We start from the raw sequence: 19,272 nt of genomic DNA, 5'->3' as shown, positions 1-19,272 counted from the left end.
AATGAGCAACAAGACTGTTGAAGAGCTGATTTCCCGTTCCAACCGCCTCGGCGCGGACAAGCGAAACACCAACTTCGCCGGCGGCAACACCTCCGCGAAGGGCACCGAAAAGGACCCGGTCACCGGCCAGGACGTCGAACTCCTCTGGGTCAAGGGATCCGGCGGCGACCTCGGCACCCTGAAGGCCGAGAACCTTGCTGTACTCCGGCTGGACCGGCTCCAGGCGCTGAAGTCCGTTTACCCCGGCGTCGAGCGCGAAGACGAGATGGTGGCCGCGTTCGATTACTGCCTGCACGGCAAGGGCGGCGCCGCGCCGTCGATCGATACCGCCATGCACGGGCTGGTGGACGCCGGGCACGTTGACCACCTGCACCCGGACTCGGGTATCGCGATCGCGACGGCGGTGGACGGCGAAGCGCTCACGTCCAAGATTTTCGGTGACAAGGTGGTGTGGGTTCCCTGGCGTCGTCCCGGTTTCCAGCTCGGCTTGGACATCGCCGCGATCAAGGAAGCCAACCCGCAGGCGATCGGCACCATCCTGGGCGGGCACGGCATCACGGCCTGGGGCGCCACGAGCGAGGAGGCCGAGGCCAACTCCCTCTGGATCATCGACACCGCCGAGAAGTACATCGCCGCGAACGGGAAGGAACAGCCCTTCGGTCCTGCCCTGCCGGGCTACGGCGCCCTCCCCGAAACTGAGCGCAGGGCCAAGGCAGCAGCGTTGGCCCCGGTGATCCGCGGCCTGGCCTCCACCGACAAACCGCAGCTGGGGCACTTCAGCGATGACGCCGTCGTCCTTGACTTCCTCGCCGCGACCGAGCACCCGCGCCTTGGTGCGCTCGGCACCTCTTGCCCGGACCACTTCCTCCGCACCAAGGTCAAGCCCCTCATCCTCGACCTGCCCGCGGACGCGTCCATCGAAGACTCGGTGGCCCGGCTGAAGGAGCTTCACGCCGCCTACCGGCAGGACTACCAGGCCTACTACGACCGCCATGCCGACGCAGATTCACCCGCGCTGCGTGGCGCGGACCCGGCGATCGTGCTCATCCCCGGAGTGGGTATGTTCTCCTTCGGCAAGGACAAGCAGACCGCCCGTGTGGCCGGCGAGTTCTACCTCAACGCGATCAACGTGATGCGCGGCGCCGAGGCGATCTCCAGCTACGCCCCGATCGAGGAATCCGAGAAGTTCCGCATCGAGTACTGGGCCATGGAAGAGGCCAAGCTCGCCCGCATGCCCAAGCCCAAGTCCCACGCGACCCGCATCGCGCTGGTCACCGGCGCCGCTTCCGGCATCGGCAAGGCGATCGCCACCCGGCTGGCGTCCGACGGCGCGTGCGTCGTGATTGCCGACCTGAACCTTGAGAACGCCCAAGCCGTCGCCGAGGAACTGGGCGGACCCGACGTCGCCATCGGCGTCCAGGCCGATGTGACCGACGAAGCCCAAATCGCCGCCGCGATCCAAGAGGCCGTGCTCGCGTTCGGTGGCCTGGATCTGGTGGTCAATAACGCCGGCCTGTCCATCTCCAAGCCGCTGCTGGAAACCACCGAGAAGGACTGGGACCTGCAGCACAACGTCATGGCAAAGGGCTCGTTCCTGGTCTCCAAAGCCGCGGCGAAGGTCATGATCGACCAGGGCTTGGGCGGGGACATCATCTACATCTCCTCCAAGAACTCCGTGTTCGCTGGCCCGAACAACATCGCCTACTCCGCCACCAAAGCCGACCAAGCCCACCAGGTGCGTTTGTTAGCTGCGGAACTGGGCGATCACGGCATCCGCGTCAACGGCATCAACCCCGACGGCGTGGTCCGCGGCTCCGGGATCTTCGCCGGCGGCTGGGGAGCCAAACGCGCAGCGGTCTACGGCGTGGACGAGGAAAAACTGGGCGAGTACTACGCCCAACGCACGCTGCTCAAACGCGAAGTCCTCCCCGAACACGTGGCCAACGCAGCAGCCGTGCTCACCAGCAACGAACTCTCCCACACCACCGGCCTGCACATCCCCGTGGACGCCGGAGTCGCGGCAGCGTTCCTGCGATGAGTGGTGTCCTCGGTGATGTCGACGGCGGTCGTCCCGCCCCTGGCGTGTTCGCCGCCGTCGACATTGGCGCCTCCTCCGGACGCGTCATGCTCGGCCGCGTCTCTCCCTCCACAGGCGTTTCCCTCGAGACGATCCACCGCTTTCCCAACGGGGTCATAGAGCTCGACGGCGGCCTCCACTGGGACTTCGACGTCCTCTTCGCTGAGGTTCTCGAGGGCCTGGCGGCGGCAGCTTCCGTTGCCGCTGCACGCGGGGAGCGGATCGCAAGCATTGGCATCGATACATGGGCTGTGGACTACGGGCTTGTGGATTCCGCGGGAACGTTGGTCTCAGTGCCCTTCAGCTACCGCGACGAGCGGTGCCATTCCGCCGTCTCACGAGTCCACGCGCTCATCCCGCCGGAGAAACTCTACGCGACCACGGGACTGCAGTTCCTGCAGTTCAACACGGTGTACCAGCTGGCTGCCGAACGTTCGCTTGAAGGTGTGCAGGCCCTTCTCATCCCGGACCTGATCGCTTTCATGCTTACCGGCGAGCGCCGGACCGAAGCCACCAATGCGTCCACTACAGGTTTGTTGGATGCCGTAGCCGGTGAATGGGCCACGGCTTTCCTGGACACCCTGGGCCTGCCCCGGGACATTTTCCCGCCACTGATCCAGCCCGGGGAAACCGTGGGTGCGCTCCTGCCTGTGATCGTGGAGCGTACGGGGCTTCCCGCTGACACCGAAGTGGTTGCCGTCGGTTCGCACGACACAGCATCTGCCGTCGCTGCTGTTCCTGCGTCTGCAGAGGACTTTGCCTACATTTCCTCGGGAACGTGGTCGCTGGTGGGCGTGGAACTTCCCGAGCCCGTCCTCTCCGAAGCCAGCCGCACAGCCAACTTCACCAACGAACGCGGCGTAGACGGGACAATCCGGTACCTGCGCAACGTCGGTGGACTCTGGTTACTCAGCGAATGCCAACGTTCCTGGGCAGCCCAGGGCTTCACCCAATCACTGCCTGCCCTGCTCGACGCCGCCGCCGCACTCCCGGCGGGTGGGCCACAGATTGACGCCGACGACCCCGTGTTCACCGCCCCGGGCAACATGCCCGAGCGCATCCGCGCAGCCGCGCAGCGCAACGGTGACGTGCTCGCTGACCGGCCCGCCGCCGTCGTGCGGTGCATCCTGGACAGCCTCGCCTCTGCTTACGCCCGGACACTGGACGACGCCGAACGGCTCACCGGCCGCAGCACCAGCGTGGTGCACATCGTTGGCGGCGGGTCACAGAACAAGCTCCTGTGCCAGCTCACGGCCAACGCCACGGGAAAGCCTGTGGTGGCCGGCCCTGTGGAGGCTACTGCCCTGGGCAATGTCCTGGTTCAGGCGCGGGCTGCAGGTGTGGTGGACGGGGGCTTGGCTGAGCTTCGGGCGCTCGCTAGCGCGGGAACGGAATTGGTGCGGTACGGGCTCGGGGAAGCGCTCGCCACACTTTAGGGAGCGGCCAATGCGCTCCGTCCGCCAGCTGCCGACACAGCCGGTGGGTCATCGATGTCAACGAGGTCATCACGGAAAGGTTCACCATGACCAACTCCCCCGCACTTGGCGGATGGAAAGCAACTGTCGCAGTATCCATGTCCAACTACATCGAGGCTGGCTCGATCATCGCTTTGGCCACCAGCCTCACACTCTGGCAGGAGCATTTCGGCTTCAGCAACCTTGCCGTCGGGCTGATCGCAGCCTTGAGCGCCAACGCTTTCGGCTCCGCCGTAGGTGCCATGATCGGCGGTCCTCTGGGCGACCGCTATGGCCGTAAGTTCATCTACACCTACGACCTCATCATCTACATGCTCGGTACTCTGCTGGTGATTTTCGCGGTGGCCCCGTGGATGCTGATCGTCGGCGTAGTCCTTACCGGCATCGCCGTCGGCGCAGGTGTCCCTGTGGCTTGGACGTACATTGCCGAAGAAGCCCCGTCGGAACAGCGAGCCAAGCACGTCGGCACGGCGCAGTTCGCCTGGTCCCTGGCACCCGCACTGGTGTTCCTGCTGGCTACGCTCGTGGTCCCCTTGGGCCTTCTGGGTAGTCGTCTGATTTTTGGGCACCTATTCATCATCGCTTTCATCACGTGGTGGATCCGGCGTCGGCTTTCAGAGTCCGAAACGTGGAAGAAGTCCAACGAGGTGCGCAAGGCCGAAGTGGCTGGCGGCGTGAAACGGCGCAACTACAGGGAGCTGTTGACCAAAGTCACCAACTTGAAGGCGTTGCTGTTCCTGACGGGCGTGTACGCACTGTGGAACCTGGTGGCTGGCCAGATGGGAATCTTCATGCCCCGTGTTTACGAGTCCTCGGGCGTCGAGTCGGCAACCGAGCAAAACCTCCTGCAGGTTCTCCTGTGGACTCTGACTGTGCTCGCTACCTATTTCGGTTTCATGAAGTACGGCGACCGCATCGACCGGCGGCTCCTATACGGCATCGGTGCCGTGCTTGGGATTGCGGCTTGGGTCCTGCTGGTTTTCGTCCACGTGACAACGCCGGTGCTGATCATCTTCGCGGCGTTGTGGGGCATCTCGGCAGGTATTGGCGCGCAGGCCTTCTACGCCTTGTGGGCCGCAGAAATCTTCGCCACCCGCTACAGGGCCAGCGCCCAGGGCGTCTTGTTCTTCGTGGCCCGCATCGTCGTGGGTTTGCTCAGCTACTGGTTCCCCACATTGCTCGCCGAGCAGGGCGTCCCGTTCGTGGGCCTCATCATGATCGGCGCGCTGGTGGCAGCACTACTCATCGGTGTGATCTGGGCACCGAATACGATGGGCAAGTCCCTGGAGGAGATCGAGCAGGAGCGGTATGGCGAGGATGACCCGGCGAAGGACCGGGTGGCCGTCTGACAAGGTGCGTGATGGGCGGCCCGGAAACCGGACGGCCCACCATGCCCACCACGGCTTTGGGTTTGAGTCAGAGTCCCGTCACCGTATAGCGGCGCTGGATGCCGGCCGTGGCCCGGCCCCATTCGCTGGCAGCGACGCGGTCTTGATGTGCTCGGAATGATGCGGCGTCGTCGAACAATTCATCGACCTGCCACACCCAGGGGTCCTCGGTTGCGTTCACTTGGAAGGAGACGCAGCCGGGTTCGGCGAGCGTCAATTCGATGTGGCGGGCCAGATGTTCGACGACGACCGCCGCCTCATCAAGGTCCTGGCATACGAGTTGCCCAGTGAGTTGTACTTCGGTCATGATTCCTCCTGTTCGCGGGAAACGTGCGTGGTCGCCGGAACTTTCCAGGGGTTCTGGCGTGTTTGCCGCGACTTCGCGATTCGGGCCCGTCGGCCGCCTCACCCCATCACCCACGCCGCGCCCAGCAGCAGCGGCACCGCCAACATGGACGTGACCACCGCCGTCGACTGGGCGATCTTCTGCCCCACGCCGTACCTGAGCGCATAGAGCACCACATTCTGGCCGGTAGGCAGGATCGCGCAGGCTGTGACCACGAAGGTGCTGAAGGAATCCAGCCGGAACACAAACGCCGCCAGCACCCATGCCATCGCCGGTTGAATCACGGACTTCAGAACGATGGCCAGGGTAGTGGGCGCGCGGTCCCCTGTCCCCTGCCCAGCGGAGAGTCCATGCAGTGACATGCCGAAGATGATCAGCATGAGCGGCACCGCGAGTTGCGCCACCAGCTTCAAGGGGTCGAGGGTCCAGTCCGGCAGTTCCAGTCCGAGGGCGCTCACCAGCACGCCGAGGATGGCGGCAACCGTCACAGGATTACGGAAGGGCGTGGCAAGGATGCGCCACACGGATACTTTCGTGGCGGTGGGGTTGGTCAGGTCCAGGATGGTGAGCGCAATCGGCGTCACCAAGGCCAACTGGAAGAGCATGATGGGAACAACGTAGGTGGTGCTGCCCAGGATGTAGAGGGACAAGGGAACGCCCAAGTTGGTGGAATTCACAATCCCGGTGGCCAGGGCGCCAATGGTGGTCCGCCTGACTCCCCAACGAAAAACGGCACCGCAAACTGCGAAGACCAGCATCACGGCAGAGGCAGTAACCACAGAGATCAGGCCGGTTGGACTCAAGATGTCGGAGATGTGACGGGACGCAATGGTGGAGAACATCAGGCTTGGCAGGCCCACCATGAAGGTCAGGGTCGAAAGTACTTTGCTCCCCTGCGGCCCCAGCGCATTTGTCTTGCCCAGAATGTAGCCCACCAGCAGGACCACGCCTACTACAAAGAAGCCCTTCAGCACTCCGTCCAAGCTTCTTATCCTTCAGTTAGGGCTGTTCCGACCCTAGCGATAGTAACCGTTTTCACCAGCGCAAAGGCCCGAACGTCTGCTACGTCACAGCGCCGGACGAGGGTCCCGCGCTAAACTGGTGCCACTATGATCCGCACAATGTTCAAGTCCAAGATCCACCGCGCAACGGTGACCCACGCCGATCTTCACTATGTCGGCTCAGTCACTGTCGACCTGGACCTCCTGGACGCGGCCGACATCCTTCCCGGTGAGCTTGTCTCCATCGTGGATGTCACCAACGGTGCCCGGCTGGAGACGTACACCATCGCCGGTGAGCGCGGTTCCGGCGTGATTGGAATCAACGGCGCTGCCGCCCACATGGTTCATGTCGGCGACACGGTCATCCTCATCACGTACGCGGAGATGACCACCGAAGAGGCGCGGGCTTACGAGCCCAAGGTGGTCCACGTGGGCAAGGACAACAAGATCGTGCAGCTCGGCAACGACCCCGCCGAAGCCCACACTCCTGGCCTCATGCGCCCGCCCCACGCACTGAGCAACGCGGCGCACCTCAGCTAAGTTTTCAGCAACAACGCTCGACGTCGGCACTCACCTGAGTCCCGACGTCGTAGTTTTTGTACAGCTACCGCCCCTAGAAGGCCCCCTTAGGCTCATGAGGTGTACAAAAACTCCGGGTCCACATGGCGGAACGTGTACCTGAAAACGCTTACTCAGGCGGCAGTTCTGGCTAGGCTGTAGTTCGTGAACCAACGAAAACCCGCCCGCACGCTGTCATGATCGGCGTCCTGTCCGGGTTCTTCGTGGTGTGGGCCATCATCCTGGTGGGCATGTTCGTCGGGCGGCGCAACATCCTGGGAGAGAATGCGCGATCAGTGCTCAGCTCGCTGACGTTCTTCGTGGCCAGCCCGGCGCTGCTGTTCGAGACCCTGAGCAAAGCGAAGCTGCACGACGTCTTCGCCGCACCGCTCCTAGTCACGGCCGTGGGCGCCGTGATGACGGGGCTGTTGTTCTTCCTGCTGGTGAAGTTCTGGCTCAAACGTTCCATGCCCGAAGCCCTCATGTCCTCCATGAGTGCGTCCCTGGCAAACTCTGCGAACCTCGGCATTCCCATTGCCGTGTTTGTCCTCGGCGACGCCAGTTACGTAGCGCCGCTGCTGATCTTCCAACTGGCGTTCTTCACCCCGATGTACCTCATGGCCCTGGACGCCAGCACCAGTTCGCACCGCACCACTCCCCTGCGCTTTGTCCTGATGATCGTCAAGAACCCGATGATCGTAGGCTCTGCGCTGGGGCTCTTGGTCGCAGGTACCGGCTTCCAGCTGCCCACCCTCATTCTCGAACCCATCCATCTCATTGGCGGGGCCGCGATTCCGGCGATGCTGATGGCGTTCGGCATGAGCCTGAACGGTTCACGGCCCTTGCAGAAGTCCTCCGGACGCCGGCTCGACACCCTGCTGGCCAGCGGCTTCAAACTCGTGGTGCATCCGCTGGTCGCGTACCTCTTCGCCAGGTTTGCCTTGGGAATGGACGGGCACGCACTGTTCGCCGCGGTAGTCACGGCAGCCCTGCCCACGGCCCAGAACGTGTTCGTCGCGGCCAACCGTTACCAGGCGGGAATCACCGTGGCCAAGGACACCGTGCTGATCACCACGATCGTGGCCGTCCCGGCGATGATCGCAGTGGCGTTGCTGCTCACCTGACGCCCCCTCGACCAAGGCGGGTTATTCGACGTCGGTGGAGGCCAGGTAGTGGTCCAGGAGCTGGGCGCAACGGATGAAACCAAGGTGTGAGTACGCCTGCGGGTGGTTGCCCAGGTGGGTTTCGGTCGCGGGATCGTACTCTTCGGGCAGCAAACCGGTTGGGCCGAACAAAGCCACCAGCTGGTTGAACAACTCAAGCGCGTCATCCAAACGCCCCACGGCCAAGTACGCCTCGATCAGCCAGGTGGTGCAAATGTGGAAGCCGCCCTCCAAACCCGGCAGGCCGTCGTCGTACCTGTACCGGAAAACGGTTGGCCCCACCCGCAGCTCCCGCTCTACAGCGGTGACCGTATCCAGGAACCGTTGGTCCTGGACATCCAGGAGCCCCGAGAGGCCGATGTGCAGGACGGCTGCGTCAAGGTCAGGGCTGTCGTAGGCCACAGTGTAGGACCGGGCCGACTCGTCCCAGCCCTCGCGAAGAACCTCATCGCGAATGATGGCTGCCTCAGGGGCCCAGTCAGCGTGGGGGACCCGGCCGTGCTTCACCGCAGTTTTCACGGCACGGTCCAGCGTCACCCAACACATCGTCTTGGTGTAGACGTGGTGCCGGGGCGCGCGCCGGGCCTCCCAGATGCCGTGGTCGGGCTCATGCCAACGCGCCATGACGGCATGGGCCATCTGCTCCATCAGGAACCAATGCTCGTCGGGCAGGAAGTCCTGGCGCTCGGCAAGATCGCCAATCAGCTCGGCGATGGGCCCAAACACGTCCAGCTGGACCTGGTGGTCAGCGGCGTTTCCAATGCGCACGGGACGCGAACCGGCATAACCGGGCAGGCTCTCCACGATCGCTTCCGTGGACAGGGGCGCGCCGGTGACCGAATACAGCGGGTGCAACCATTCAGGCCCGGGCGCGTTCTCCAGGATCCGGCCCAGCCAATCCAGGAAACCGTGCGCCTCGTTGGTGGACCCCAACGACACCAGCGCGTTGACCGTCATGGACCCGTCGCGCAGCCAACAGTAGCGGTAATCCCAGTTGCGCGTCCCACCGATTCCCTCCGGCAACGACGTCGTGGGGGCGGCCAGGACAGCGCCTGTCGGCTCGTGAACCAGCGATTTCAGCACCAGGGCAGACCGGCGGACCAGCGACGGTTTCATGGTGGGCAGCTGCAGCGTCCTGACCCACTCGCGCATGTCACGTCCGACGGCGGCACGCCTCATCGGCTCTCCGTCCGGGTCCGCGGGCGGCGGCTCGGTATCACCGCAGCGCATGTTCAGGACAATGGGCCCATCACCGAGCGCGACTTCCGCGGTGGCAGTTGCGAAGCGGCCGTCGCTGGTGATGGTGAAGGCAACCCCGGGGGCCGCCAGGATGATGGGGTCCGAGGTGCCGAGGATGTGCACTTCTTCGCCGCGGATCTCCATGCTGAACGGGGCGTTGGCGTAGTCGGGCCGGGGCGCAAAAACCACGCGCGCCGAACCGGTCCCGGACAGGACTCGGACCAGGCTGGTGATGCCCTCTGGAGCAGGTTCCAGGTAGTCGGTGACAGTGACGTCAGTCCAACGGGTCTCAACAATCATGGTGTTGTCCACGTAACGCTGCGCCAGCACCGGCGAGGGCTTCACCGGTTCGATGCTGAAGTGCCCGGCGGGGTCGCCGCCCAGGATATGGGCGAACAATGAACCCGAATCGGGCAAGGGGTGGCTCATCCAGCAAACCTTGGCATCCGGTGTGAGGAGTGCGGTGGATGTTCCATTGCCGATCATCGAGTGCCGTTCCAAGCCCACGGCGTCCTCACCGAACAGCCATGCGCGCCGGAGTTCGAACAACAAAGCCAGCACGCGCGCAAAGGCTTCCGGGTCCGGAATGGTGTGTCCCGCCGTCGTGCTCCCTGGCCCCACGTGCAATCCAAGGTCGGGGCCGCGCAGGGTAGCGAGCGCCTTCTCGTCGCTTTCGGCATCGCCGGCGTAAAGGGCGGCGCTGACGCCCAACCGCGCGCGCAACTGTTCCAGTGCCTGGCCCTTGGCGGGCTCCTCCACCGTAAGATCCAGGACGGACCCGTCCACGATGAAGTACATGCCGAACTCGATGGCGATTTTCTGCGCCGCGAACGTTGCTCTTTCCACGACTTCCGGCGTCGCGGGACGCGTGTGCACACCCACTCCTACCGGTTTCCGGACAACGCTGATGCCTTTCTCGAAACCCACGGCTTCGGTAAGGGCAGTAGTCACCTGCTGGAGCAGCTGTTCCGTCGCGAGGGAGAGCGTATAGGCGTAGCCCATGTCGAACTCGACGCCATGTGAGCCCACCAGATGAACCTCGGCCGGGAGACGGGATACCGCCGCCAAGTCGCGCAAGGACCTGCCGGAAATGATGGCGGCGTGCGTGTTGGGGAGGGCCGCAAGTGCACGGAGGGCGACGGCCGCACTGTCCAAGGGCAAGGTTTCGGTGGAGACGCCTTCGGCCGAGCAGAGCGTTCCGCCGTAATTGCAGGCGACCAGAAGGCCGGGGACCCGCGACAGGATCCGGAGCTCCGCGAACAACTCCGGCGTGATCCCATTCTCCGCGTCGGACTGAAGAACCGTTCTCAGGAGGCCAAGTGGGAGTGACTTCATCAGCAGTGCTGAATCGGCGACTGTCTGGTTTAAAGGCGCAGGCATAGCGAATCCTTCCGAAGCGGATAGCTAAAGTTTCCGCCCGATGGGTTTCGCTTGCCTACCTCGTTTATTGCAAACGAGTAAAGTCTTTCCTTGGATTTATCCGGGCTTATGCCGGCACGAGTCCGGCGACGTCGGCCAGCAGCTCAACGGACCGCAACCGCTCCTCCGTGCCGACGCTCTGGTGTGCCACGATCAATTCGTCGGCGTCGGAGAACGCGGCGAATTCATCAAGGTAGTCGCGGACCACGTCCTTGGTGCCGACGGCGGAGAACTTCATCATCTGGGCGATGTGCTGGCCCTGCGGGGAATCGAGCACCATGTCTGCTTCGTCGTCGGTGAACTCGCGCCCGCCGCCGAAGAACAGCGAGACACGTGCACGCTTCACCGCCAGGTGGATGGCCTGGGCCTCGGCATTGCTGTCTGCCGCCGTCACGTTGACCCCCGCGATCACATGCGGCTCAGCCAGCTGCTCCGAGGGCTTGAACTCACGGCGGTAAATGGCCACGGCGTCCTGGAGCGCGGCAGGGGCAAAGTGTGAAGCGAAGGCGTACGGCAGGCCCAGTTGGGCGGCCAACTGCGCGCCGAACAGCGAGGACCCAAGAATGTAGAGCGGCACGTCGGTGCCCTTGCCCGGCGTCGCTTCAACACCCTGGATGCGGGTGGGACCGGTGAGGTAGCCCTGGAGTTCGAGAACGTCCTGCGGGAACCGGTCAGAGGATGTATGGTCGCGCCGCAGGGCACGCATGGTGTTTTGGTCGCTGCCCGGGGCACGTCCCAAACCGAGGTCGATCCGGCCCGGGTGCAGTGTCTCAAGTGTGCCGAACTGCTCCGCGATGGTCAGCGGCGAGTGGTTGGGCAGCATGACGCCGCCGGCGCCCAGTCGGATGGTCTTGGTGTGCGCGGCCACGTGGGCGATCAATACGCTCGTGGCCGACGATGCGATGGCGGACATGTTGTGGTGCTCGGCGTACCAAACCCGCCGGTAGCCCAGTTCTTCAGCCTTTTGCGCCATCGCCACACTGCCCGCAAGGCTTTCCGCCACCGTCTGGCCCTTCCCGATGGTCGCCAGGTCGAGGATGGAAAGAGGAACAGTCACGGGGAAGCCTTTCGGTACGTTTCGCGGTGCCCTCTTCTGCTTGCCGGGCACTTAAGCGACAACGACGGCGGCCCCCGGCTTATTTCTGTGAGTTGCGTCGCGTGGTGGTTCCGAGCCGCTTTTGTGACCCTGTTGGACGCCTTGTTAAGTGCCGTGAACCCTTGTATCCCAGCGTTTCGGGCTGCTTTGACCGCCCTCCCGGCCGACCCGGATAGTTGCAGCCAAGACCTCGCATCAGAGCCTTCAAAGGAGAACCAATGGCACGAATTACAGCCGCTTCCGGCGTCACTGCGGCGCTCGCCGCCGCCGCCCTGCTGGGGCTGGCGGCATGCTCGGATCCGGGAGCAACGGCAGCCGCGTCAGCCCCGGCGTCGAACGCTTCAACCAGCGCAACCAAGCAGTTCAACCTCACCCCGCAGCAGGACCGCATCAAGGTCTCGGTGGACTCGGCGGCAGCCGCCCTGGTTCCCGCCGCCATCAAAGCCGACGGCAAACTGACCGTGGTGACGACGGGCGGAACTCCCCCGCTGAGCACTTTCGCCACTGACAACAAGACCCTGATCGGCAGCGAAGTGGACATTGCCTACGCCGTCGGTGAGAGCCTGGGGCTGCAGGTGGAAGTACTGCCGGTTGCTTGGGCCGACTGGCCGCTGGGCGTCGAGTCCGGCAAGTACGAGGCCGTCCTCTCCAACGTCACCGTGACCGAGGCGCGCAAGGAGAAGTTCGACTTCGCCACCTACCGCAACGACCTCCTGGGCTTTTACGCCAAGGCCGATTCGGACATCTCCACGGTGAAGGAACCCAAGGACGTTGCCGGCAAGCGCATCATCGTCGGTTCGGGCACCAACCAGGAAGCCATCCTGGTGCGCTGGGACGAGGAGAACAAGAAAAACGGCTTGAAGCCGGTCGAGTTCCAGTATTACGACGACGACTCCGCCTCCCAGCTCGCCCTCCAGTCCGGACGCGCGGACCTGACGTTCGGGCCCAACGCTTCCGCCGCCTACAAGGCCGCGAAGGACGGCAAGACCAAGCAGGTGGGCACCCTTGAGGGTGGCTGGCCGCTGAAGGCGGAAATCGCGTTCACTACCCAGAAGGGCAACGGCTTGGCTGTCGCAGCCCAGGCCGCCCTCAACACCCTCATCAAGGACGGCAACTACGGCAAGATCCTGGACCGCTGGGGGCTCTCGTCCGAGGCCATCCCCGCATCAGAGCTGAACCCGCCGGGCCTGCCCAAGAAGTAGCGCCCCACCCAAGGAGCTCACCCAACTGGGGGACAGCAAACGTCCTAATGACTCGTCATTGGAGCGTTTACTGTCCCCTGGTTGGGTTAATCAGAGCTGTGATGGGTCCGTGTTCGCCCCACACAGTACGACGGCGACCGTCTCACCATCGCGCGGGGCATACGCACCCGAGAGCAGCGCCGCATACGCTGCCGCGGCACCGTGTTCCACCAGGATCCGGTGCTTCTCCCAAAGGGCACGCCGGGCTTCAACAATGTCGTGGTCCGTCACAAGCACACTCTCCACACCCGTGCGGCGGGCAACGCCAAAACCGATCTCCCCTACCCGGCGGGCACCCAGGGAATCAGCGGCAATGCCGGAAACGGCGACATCCACCGGTTCTCCTTGCGCCAAAGCAGTGTGCAGGGTGGGAACCGTTTCCGGTTCAACAGCAACAACATGTGCCCGGCCTTCCGCGGCCGCGGCAATGCCGCCCATCAACCCACCGCCGCCAACAGCGACCAGGATGGTATCGACGTCGGGCAGTTCATCCAGGAGCTCAAGCCCAACGCCACCGGCGCCTGCCACGATTTCAGGCTGGTCGTAGGCGTGGCAGTAGACGGCGCCCTTCTCCTCGGCGAAAGTGACGGCAGCCGCGTAGGCCTCGGCGTACTCTGCACCGCCTTGGACCACGGTGGCCCCGATGGCGTACAGCTTGTGGACCTTGTTCGCCGGAGCGGATTCCGGAACGAAAACAGTTGCCGGGACGCCGAGCTTGGCCGCAGCATAGGCGTTGGCCAGTCCCGCGTTTCCCCCGGAGGCCACCACAATCCCCACATCAGGGTTGAGTTCGCCGCGCTCCTTTGCGGTGAGCAGCCGGTTGAAGGCGCCGCGGGCCTTGAAGGATCCCGTGTGCTGCATGTATTCGCATTTGAACCACAGATGGTATGGCTCGCCGTTGCCACTCTCCGCCATGGGAGTGTGCCGAACCCAACCGCTCGTCCGGGAGTATGCAGCTTCCACTTCTTCGCGTGTGACCATGGATGCCCCTTTCGTCAGGTTCATCCTATGGTTGGCGGGTATACCCGGGCACGCGCACTCCTTCAAGGACAGCTCGTACCCTGCGTCCTGAAGGAATCATCACGCCTCCGGTATCACCATGGCGAAGCGCTCAGGCCGGGCAACATCAGGATCCGGCCCGTTCCGCACTCCACGGTCCAATCCGTCGATGGCCTCCAGTTCGCTGCTGCTGAGTTCGAAATCGAAGACGTCGAAGTTCTCTGCAATCCGGGCCTGGTTGGTGGACTTCGGGATGGCCGAGCGGCCCTGCTGAAGGTGCCAGCGGATCATGACCTGCGCCGGCGTCTTCCCGTGGGCCTGTGCGATGGCAGCGATCGCTGGGTCCTCCATGACGTTCTGCCGCTCTTCGCCCCAGCCGGGGTAGAAGGTGATCCCGCCGATCGGCGACCACGCCTGAGTGAGGATTCCGTTCTCAGCGTCGGCGGCCTGGACCTCCGGCTGCGTGAAGTAAGGGTGAAGCTCGATCTGGTTCACTGCCGGCACAACGTCGGTGGAAGCGAGCAATTCCTTGAGATGGTGAGGCATGAAGTTGCTGACCCCGATCGCCCGGGCACGAGCCTCGGACAACAACTTTTCCAGCGCCTTGTAGGCGGCGATTGTCTGGTCGAAACGGTCCGGAGCCGGCTGGTGCAGGATCAACAGATCAAGGTAGTCCACGCCAAGCTTGCCCACGGCCTTGTCCCAGGCATGCAGCGTTTGGTCGTAGCCATAGTCGCTGACCCAGACCTTCGTCTCGATGAAGACATCCGAGCGGTCCAGGCCTGAAGCACGGATTCCGTCACCGACCTCCCGTTCATTCCCGTAGGCCGCCGCAGTGTCGATATGCCGGTAGCCGGCCGCGAGCGCGGCCTGGACTGCCGCCGTCGTTTCTTCCGGGGCGCTTTGGAAAACGCCCAAGCCGAGCGCCGGCATGGTCACGCCATTGTTGAGAGTCAGTTCACTGTTCATGCCCTCCACGCTATTCACGGCAACGCACGCCTGGGAGTGCACACTATTACCTCCCTGCGTTCCCAAGTAACGGCAGTCCCTCCCTCGCGGAACCCGGGCAGCGTAGCGTTGCAGGCATGACCCACAGTGACGACGTGCGAAAGTTCCTGACCTCGCGCCGGGCGCGGATCACGCCCGAGGCCGCCGGCCTGCCTGCCTACGGCGGGAACCGCCGCGTTGCCGGGCTCCGCCGGGAAGAAGTGGCGATGCTTGCCGGGATGAGCATCGACTACTACATCAGGCTGGAGCGGGGGAATCTCTCCGGCGCGTCGGACAGCGTCCTTGAGTCGCTTGGCCGCGCTTTACAGCTTGACGACGCCGAAACAGCCCACCTTTTCGACCTCGCCCGCGCGGCTGGCGCCGCCCCACGGGTCCGCCGCAAGCGAAGCCCCCGCACGGTCCGCCCAAGCGTTCAGCGCGTCGTCGATGCAATCACGACGGCGCCGGCCTGGGTCCGCAACGACCGCGGTGATGTCTTGGCCTCCAATGAACTGGGCGCGGCGCTGTATATGGACCTGATGGCCGAGGAGACCAAGCCGCCAAACAGCGCCCGCTTCACCTTCCTGAATCCGAAGGCCCGGCAGTTCTTCGCTGATTGGGAGCGCAGCGCGGACGACATCGTGGCTGTGTTGCGCTCGACTGCCGGGAAGAACCCCTATGACCGGGACCTGACGGACCTCATTGGAGAACTCTCCACCCGCAGCGAAGAATTCCGCATCAGGTGGGCCCGTCACGACGTGAAACACCACCGGACGGGCCGGAAGCACCTCCACCATCCGGTTGTCGGCGACTTGGACCTGAGCTTCGAGGCGCTGGAGCTCGCGGCCGATCCTGGCCTGCGGATCAACGTGTACACCGCAGATCCGGGAACACCGTCCGAGGACGCTTTGAAGGTGCTCGCCAGTTGGGTGGCTACACAACGTGAAGCGGCGCAACAACGTGACGCGGCGCAGGCATCCGTAGAAGAAAAGGGCTGAGCCGGAGCACCTAGGCTTGATCCATGCCTGACTTCGTCCTGCGCCCCGCCGCAGCCACCGACGCCGCTTGGATCGCCGAACTCCGCGCCGTGGTGATGCGGCCCGATCTGGAGCGCCTTGAACGCTTTGACCCGGTCCGTGTTCGCGAGCGATTCCTCAACGCCTTCCAGCCCGAGCACACGTACATCATCCATTCAGACGGTGTCGACGCCGGGGTCATTGCTGTCAGGCCTGAACCGGACGCGCGCTGGATAGAACATTTCTTCATTGCGCCGGCCCATCAGGGCAAGGGACTTGGCGGGGCAGTGCTGCGGCACGTCATGGCTGCATCGGTGGACGAGCGGCCCTTCCGGCTGGATGTGCTGCAAGGAAGCGCTGCCCGGCGCTTGTACGAGCGCCACGGCTTCACGCTCGAATCCGAGGACGCAGTCGACGTCTTCATGGTGGCCCCGGGCAACAGCTGACCACAGTTGTCGCCGAATGCGGTAACCTCAGCACACCACGCGGCTTCGACGCGACACTTTCCGGGGGGAAAAATGGGGTTCTTTCGAGCGCGCACTCTGAGGCACGCAGGCACCATCGCAATGACAGCGGGTCTCTTGGCGTCCGGCCTCCTGGCTGCCGGACCAGCCACGGCCGACTACCAGCCCACTCCGTATATCGACGGGGTTCCGTATGTCGGTTCCGAAATGCGCCGCCAGTACAACTACGACTACTGGGGCTGCAAAAATCCTGACGGCTCCGGCGACGGCATCTCCTTGGAGTGGCTGCGGGACGGGGAAACACTGCCCCAGGAGCGGCAGGGCGAAACCTTGCGGATCTTGCCCGAGGACCTGGGCAGCCGCATCTCCGTGCGGGTCCATCCTTTGACTCCCGGGGAACCCGGCTGTCCCACCGGCACCCAGCTCAGCCCTGAGACGACTGCCATCAAGGCTTCTTCCCGCGCCATGGGCTGGACAGGGCGCGGCAACTTCGAACCCCTGGCACGCACCCATGACGGCAGGCTCATCCTGTACCCGCGGACCTACACGTACTACAAGGGCTCCTGCGAGGGACCCTGCCCGGCGTACTGGGGCTCATGGGACGAGCCCCGGCAGGTTGGCGCGGGGTGGAACATGTTCAACATCGTTTTCTCACCCGGTGATTTCGACGGCGACGGGTTCAATGACCTCCTTGCCCGGAACTCCGCCGGCCAACTGTTCCTCTACCCCGGCGACGGCGAGGGCGGCTGGCTGCCCACCCGCCAGGTGGGCTCGGGATGGAACATCTTCGATTCGATAGTGGGTCCCGGGGACTTCAATGGCGATGGCAGCAATGACGTCCTGGCCCGCACACCCTCCGGCGATCTCTACCTCTACCCAGGTGACGGCGAGGGCGGCTGGCTCGCACCCGCCAAGGTGGGTTGGGGCTGGCAGGTCATGAACAAGATCATCACCAGCGGCGACATGAACGGCGACGGCACAGTGGAGATCTTCGGCCGGGACCACAACGGCGGCCTTCAGCTGTACCCCACCGACGGTCAGGGAGGATGGGGCGTTCCGGCTTTCATGGGCGGCGGCTGGAACACCTTCCTGGATGTGTCCGGCCTGGGCAGTTTCGCCCATCAGAGGTACAACAACCTTGTGGCCATCAACCAGAACGGCGATCTTGTGCTGTACTCCACAGGCGCAGCCACCACGAGTCTGTATGGACCGTACGGGCCAGTCGGCAATGGCTGGAACGTCTTCCGGGAATTGCTGTAGCCCGCATCGAAGGGACGAGCTAGAGCGGCTGCCCCAACACCGTGAGCTGCAGTGCGACGGTTCCGCGTTCCTCATCCACCGGGCCAGCCGTGAAATTCTGCTGGATCATCGCCAGGAGCGTGGGAAACAGCCCCCGTGATTCCGGGGTTTCGTTCCCGTCCGGGAGCGATGATCCAGCAGAATTTTCCAGCTTCATCAGACCTGGACCGACTCTTCGGAGCGAACCGGGGTTTCCAAGCCCAGGTTTTCCCGCAGTGTCGTGCCCCGGTACTCCGTGGGATACACACCGCGTTCCTGGAGTTCGGGCACCAGGTGGTTCACGATGTCGTCCAGGCCGGTGGGGATCAGCCAGGGCGAGATGTTGAACCCGTCCACAGCACCCACGCGGGCGTACTCGGCAAGGTGGTCGGCCACCGCCGAGTAGGAGCCGGTGAACGTGGAGTCGATGCGCGCCGTTTTCGACGTGACGAACTGGCGGATGGAGAGCCCCTTGTCCTTGGCCTCCGCACGCCACTGATCGGCAAGCTGGCGGGCCTTGGCGCCGTGGAATCCGCTGCCGCGCGTCTCCGACGTTTCTTCCACTACGGGATCGATATCCGGAAGCGGGCCATCGGGATCGTAGGAGGAAAGTTCACGGCCCCAGAACTGCTCCAGGTACGCGATGGCCTGCTGAGGTCCGATCTGCAGGCTGCGCACCCAAGCCTTCTTTTCCTCTGCCTCCTCCGGAGTGTCCGCGAGGATGAACTCGCTGGCAGGCATGATCTGTACGGCGTTGGCACCGCGGCCTGCTGCCACCGAACGGGCAACGATGTCGCGGCGGAACTCCACGGCATCATCGAACTTGGGGTGTGCGGAGAAGATAACGTCCGCTTGCCGGGCAGCGAAGTCACGACCCTCGGGTGAGTCACCGGCTTGGAAGAGCACGGGACGGTACTGGGCGCTGCGCGGCAGGCGGGGAGTCACGTCAACGGTGTAGTGCTGGCCTTCGTGGAGCACAGGCCGGGCGGGTCCGGACGCCGTCTCCCACGAGTCCCAGATGCGCTTTGCCGTTTCGACAAAAGCTTCCGCATGCTTGTAGCGATCGGCATGGTCCAGGTAGCCGCCGCGGCGGAAGTTGGCCCCGGTCCACGCATTGTCCGTGGTCACCACGTTCCATGCCGCCCGGCCGCCGGAGATCAGGTCGAGCGAGGACAAACGGTGCGCCAGGTCCGCTGGATCGTTGTAGGTGGTGTTTTGGGTGGCCACCAGGCCGATGTTCTTCGTCACCGATGCGAGGGCGGCGAGCATGGTCTGGGCATCGGGTCGCCCGGCAACATCCAAGGCATGTGGACGCCCCAAATGTTCACGAAGCCGCAGCCCTTCGCCCAGGAAGAACGCAGCAAACTTGCCGCGCTCAGCGGTCTGTACGATCCGGCGGAAGGATTCGAAGTCTGTCTGCGAACCGGATTCCGCTGCCTTCCAGACAGTGCCTGAGTTGACGCCCTGGAAGAAGATGCCGAACTGGATCTGGCCGCTCGGCTGAAAAATATCGCGTGTCATGGTG

17 protein-coding genes are annotated in these 19,272 nt (G+C 64.1%); 9 read left to right on the top strand and 8 right to left on the bottom strand.

Annotated features, from left to right (window positions below; all coding sequences use genetic code 11):
- Position 1: 1 nt before the first annotated feature.
- The 3 genes from FDP28_RS09145 (at position 2) to FDP28_RS09135 (ending at position 4,901) form a co-directional block, all read left to right on the top strand.
- Complete coding sequence (locus FDP28_RS09145; protein ID WP_186313572.1) at positions 2–2,038, top strand: bifunctional aldolase/short-chain dehydrogenase; 2,037 nt, start codon at positions 2–4, stop codon at positions 2,036–2,038.
- Positions 2,035–3,513, top strand: a complete 1,479-nt coding sequence (locus FDP28_RS09140) for a rhamnulokinase (protein WP_144660847.1) — start codon at positions 2,035–2,037, stop codon at positions 3,511–3,513. Before FDP28_RS09145 ends, FDP28_RS09140 begins: the two co-directional genes overlap by 4 nt.
- 86 nt (positions 3,514–3,599) lie before the next feature.
- The gene (locus FDP28_RS09135) at positions 3,600–4,901 is read left to right on the top strand and encodes an MFS transporter (RefSeq protein WP_144660845.1); all 1,302 of its coding nucleotides are present in this window, start codon (positions 3,600–3,602) and stop codon (positions 4,899–4,901) included.
- A gap of 67 nt (positions 4,902–4,968) precedes the next feature.
- Here the strand turns inward: FDP28_RS09135 and FDP28_RS09130 are convergent, their stop codons facing one another.
- Complete coding sequence (locus FDP28_RS09130) at positions 4,969–5,247, bottom strand: putative quinol monooxygenase (RefSeq protein ID WP_144660842.1); 279 nt, start codon at positions 5,245–5,247, stop codon at positions 4,969–4,971.
- 98 nt (positions 5,248–5,345) lie between these two features.
- Positions 5,346–6,260 carry an AEC family transporter gene (locus FDP28_RS09125; RefSeq protein WP_260842423.1) on the bottom strand — a complete coding sequence of 305 codons (915 nt, stop codon included), beginning with the start codon at positions 6,258–6,260 and terminating at the stop codon, positions 5,346–5,348.
- 135 nt (positions 6,261–6,395) lie between these two features.
- Between FDP28_RS09125 and panD the strand changes: the two genes are divergently transcribed.
- The gene (gene panD, locus FDP28_RS09120) at positions 6,396–6,827 is read left to right on the top strand and encodes an aspartate 1-decarboxylase (protein ID WP_186313571.1); all 432 of its coding nucleotides are present in this window, start codon (positions 6,396–6,398) and stop codon (positions 6,825–6,827) included.
- A gap of 215 nt (positions 6,828–7,042) precedes the next feature.
- Positions 7,043–7,969 carry an AEC family transporter gene (locus FDP28_RS09115; RefSeq protein WP_144660837.1) on the top strand — a complete coding sequence of 309 codons (927 nt, stop codon included), beginning with the start codon at positions 7,043–7,045 and terminating at the stop codon, positions 7,967–7,969.
- Between the two features lie 21 nt (positions 7,970–7,990).
- Here the strand turns inward: FDP28_RS09115 and FDP28_RS09110 are convergent, their stop codons facing one another.
- Positions 7,991–10,627, bottom strand: coding sequence for a trehalase-like domain-containing protein (locus FDP28_RS09110; RefSeq protein ID WP_144660835.1), 2,637 nt, complete (start codon positions 10,625–10,627; stop codon positions 7,991–7,993).
- Between the two features lie 106 nt (positions 10,628–10,733).
- A complete protein-coding gene (locus tag FDP28_RS09105; RefSeq protein ID WP_144660833.1) occupies positions 10,734–11,723 on the bottom strand; it encodes an LLM class flavin-dependent oxidoreductase in 990 nt (329 codons plus the stop codon).
- 257 nt (positions 11,724–11,980) lie between these two features.
- Here FDP28_RS09105 and FDP28_RS09100 point away from each other — a divergent pair, with 257 nt between their 5' ends.
- On the top strand, positions 11,981–12,964 hold the full coding sequence (locus FDP28_RS09100) for an ABC transporter substrate-binding protein (protein ID WP_144660831.1): 984 nt from the start codon (positions 11,981–11,983) through the stop codon (positions 12,962–12,964).
- A gap of 90 nt (positions 12,965–13,054) precedes the next feature.
- On the opposite strand, the gene FDP28_RS09095 is transcribed toward FDP28_RS09100, so the two are convergent.
- Both FDP28_RS09095 and FDP28_RS09090 read right to left on the bottom strand, forming a co-directional pair.
- Positions 13,055–13,984, bottom strand: coding sequence for a threonine/serine dehydratase (locus FDP28_RS09095; RefSeq protein WP_144660829.1), 930 nt, complete (start codon positions 13,982–13,984; stop codon positions 13,055–13,057).
- Between the two features lie 99 nt (positions 13,985–14,083).
- A complete protein-coding gene (locus FDP28_RS09090) occupies positions 14,084–14,971 on the bottom strand; it encodes an aldo/keto reductase (protein WP_144660827.1) in 888 nt (295 codons plus the stop codon).
- Between the two features lie 116 nt (positions 14,972–15,087).
- Here FDP28_RS09090 and FDP28_RS09085 point away from each other — a divergent pair, with 116 nt between their 5' ends.
- From FDP28_RS09085 to FDP28_RS09075, 3 genes are all read left to right on the top strand, one after another.
- Positions 15,088–15,987, top strand: coding sequence for a helix-turn-helix transcriptional regulator (locus FDP28_RS09085; protein WP_144660824.1), 900 nt, complete (start codon positions 15,088–15,090; stop codon positions 15,985–15,987).
- A 23-nt stretch (positions 15,988–16,010) separates the two neighbouring features.
- On the top strand, positions 16,011–16,451 hold the full coding sequence (locus FDP28_RS09080; RefSeq protein WP_144660822.1) for a GNAT family N-acetyltransferase: 441 nt from the start codon (positions 16,011–16,013) through the stop codon (positions 16,449–16,451).
- A 72-nt stretch (positions 16,452–16,523) separates the two neighbouring features.
- The gene (locus FDP28_RS09075; RefSeq protein ID WP_144660820.1) at positions 16,524–17,729 is read left to right on the top strand and encodes an FG-GAP repeat domain-containing protein; all 1,206 of its coding nucleotides are present in this window, start codon (positions 16,524–16,526) and stop codon (positions 17,727–17,729) included.
- 19 nt (positions 17,730–17,748) lie between these two features.
- Here the strand turns inward: FDP28_RS09075 and FDP28_RS20520 are convergent, their stop codons facing one another.
- Together FDP28_RS20520 and FDP28_RS09070 are read right to left on the bottom strand one after the other, a co-directional pair.
- Positions 17,749–17,925, bottom strand: coding sequence for a hypothetical protein (locus tag FDP28_RS20520; RefSeq protein WP_186313570.1), 177 nt, complete (start codon positions 17,923–17,925; stop codon positions 17,749–17,751).
- The gene (locus FDP28_RS09070; protein WP_144660818.1) at positions 17,925–19,268 is read right to left on the bottom strand and encodes an NtaA/DmoA family FMN-dependent monooxygenase; all 1,344 of its coding nucleotides are present in this window, start codon (positions 19,266–19,268) and stop codon (positions 17,925–17,927) included. Before FDP28_RS09070 ends, FDP28_RS20520 begins: the two co-directional genes overlap by 1 nt.
- Between the last annotated feature and the right edge of the window lie 4 nt (positions 19,269–19,272).

Source organism: Paenarthrobacter nicotinovorans (genome assembly GCF_007670255.1).
Taxonomy (GTDB): domain Bacteria; phylum Actinomycetota; class Actinomycetes; order Actinomycetales; family Micrococcaceae; genus Arthrobacter; species Arthrobacter nicotinovorans_B.
This window is presented reverse-complemented; position numbering and strand designations above follow the sequence as displayed.

What these genes read in the sequence shown, in the direction of transcription:
- FDP28_RS09145 (WP_186313572.1), top strand. Translation starts at nt 2, where the DNA reads ATGAGCAACAAGACTGTTGAAGAGCTGATTTCCCGTTCCAACCGCCTC.
- FDP28_RS09140 (WP_144660847.1), top strand. Translation starts at nt 2,035, where the DNA reads ATGAGTGGTGTCCTCGGTGATGTCGACGGCGGTCGTCCCGCCCCTGGC.
- FDP28_RS09135 (WP_144660845.1), top strand. Translation starts at nt 3,600, where the DNA reads ATGACCAACTCCCCCGCACTTGGCGGATGGAAAGCAACTGTCGCAGTA.
- FDP28_RS09130 (WP_144660842.1), bottom strand. Translation starts at nt 5,247, where the DNA reads ATGACCGAAGTACAACTCACTGGGCAACTCGTATGCCAGGACCTTGAT.
- panD (WP_186313571.1), top strand. Translation starts at nt 6,396, where the DNA reads ATGATCCGCACAATGTTCAAGTCCAAGATCCACCGCGCAACGGTGACC.
- FDP28_RS09115 (WP_144660837.1), top strand. Translation starts at nt 7,043, where the DNA reads ATGATCGGCGTCCTGTCCGGGTTCTTCGTGGTGTGGGCCATCATCCTG.
- FDP28_RS09110 (WP_144660835.1), bottom strand. Translation starts at nt 10,627, where the DNA reads ATGCCTGCGCCTTTAAACCAGACAGTCGCCGATTCAGCACTGCTGATG.
- FDP28_RS09100 (WP_144660831.1), top strand. Translation starts at nt 11,981, where the DNA reads ATGGCACGAATTACAGCCGCTTCCGGCGTCACTGCGGCGCTCGCCGCC.
- FDP28_RS09095 (WP_144660829.1), bottom strand. Translation starts at nt 13,984, where the DNA reads ATGGTCACACGCGAAGAAGTGGAAGCTGCATACTCCCGGACGAGCGGT.
- FDP28_RS09090 (WP_144660827.1), bottom strand. Translation starts at nt 14,971, where the DNA reads ATGAACAGTGAACTGACTCTCAACAATGGCGTGACCATGCCGGCGCTC.
- FDP28_RS09085 (WP_144660824.1), top strand. Translation starts at nt 15,088, where the DNA reads ATGACCCACAGTGACGACGTGCGAAAGTTCCTGACCTCGCGCCGGGCG.
- FDP28_RS09080 (WP_144660822.1), top strand. Translation starts at nt 16,011, where the DNA reads ATGCCTGACTTCGTCCTGCGCCCCGCCGCAGCCACCGACGCCGCTTGG.
- FDP28_RS09075 (WP_144660820.1), top strand. Translation starts at nt 16,524, where the DNA reads ATGGGGTTCTTTCGAGCGCGCACTCTGAGGCACGCAGGCACCATCGCA.
- FDP28_RS20520 (WP_186313570.1), bottom strand. Translation starts at nt 17,925, where the DNA reads ATGAAGCTGGAAAATTCTGCTGGATCATCGCTCCCGGACGGGAACGAA.
- FDP28_RS09070 (WP_144660818.1), bottom strand. Translation starts at nt 19,268, where the DNA reads ATGACACGCGATATTTTTCAGCCGAGCGGCCAGATCCAGTTCGGCATC.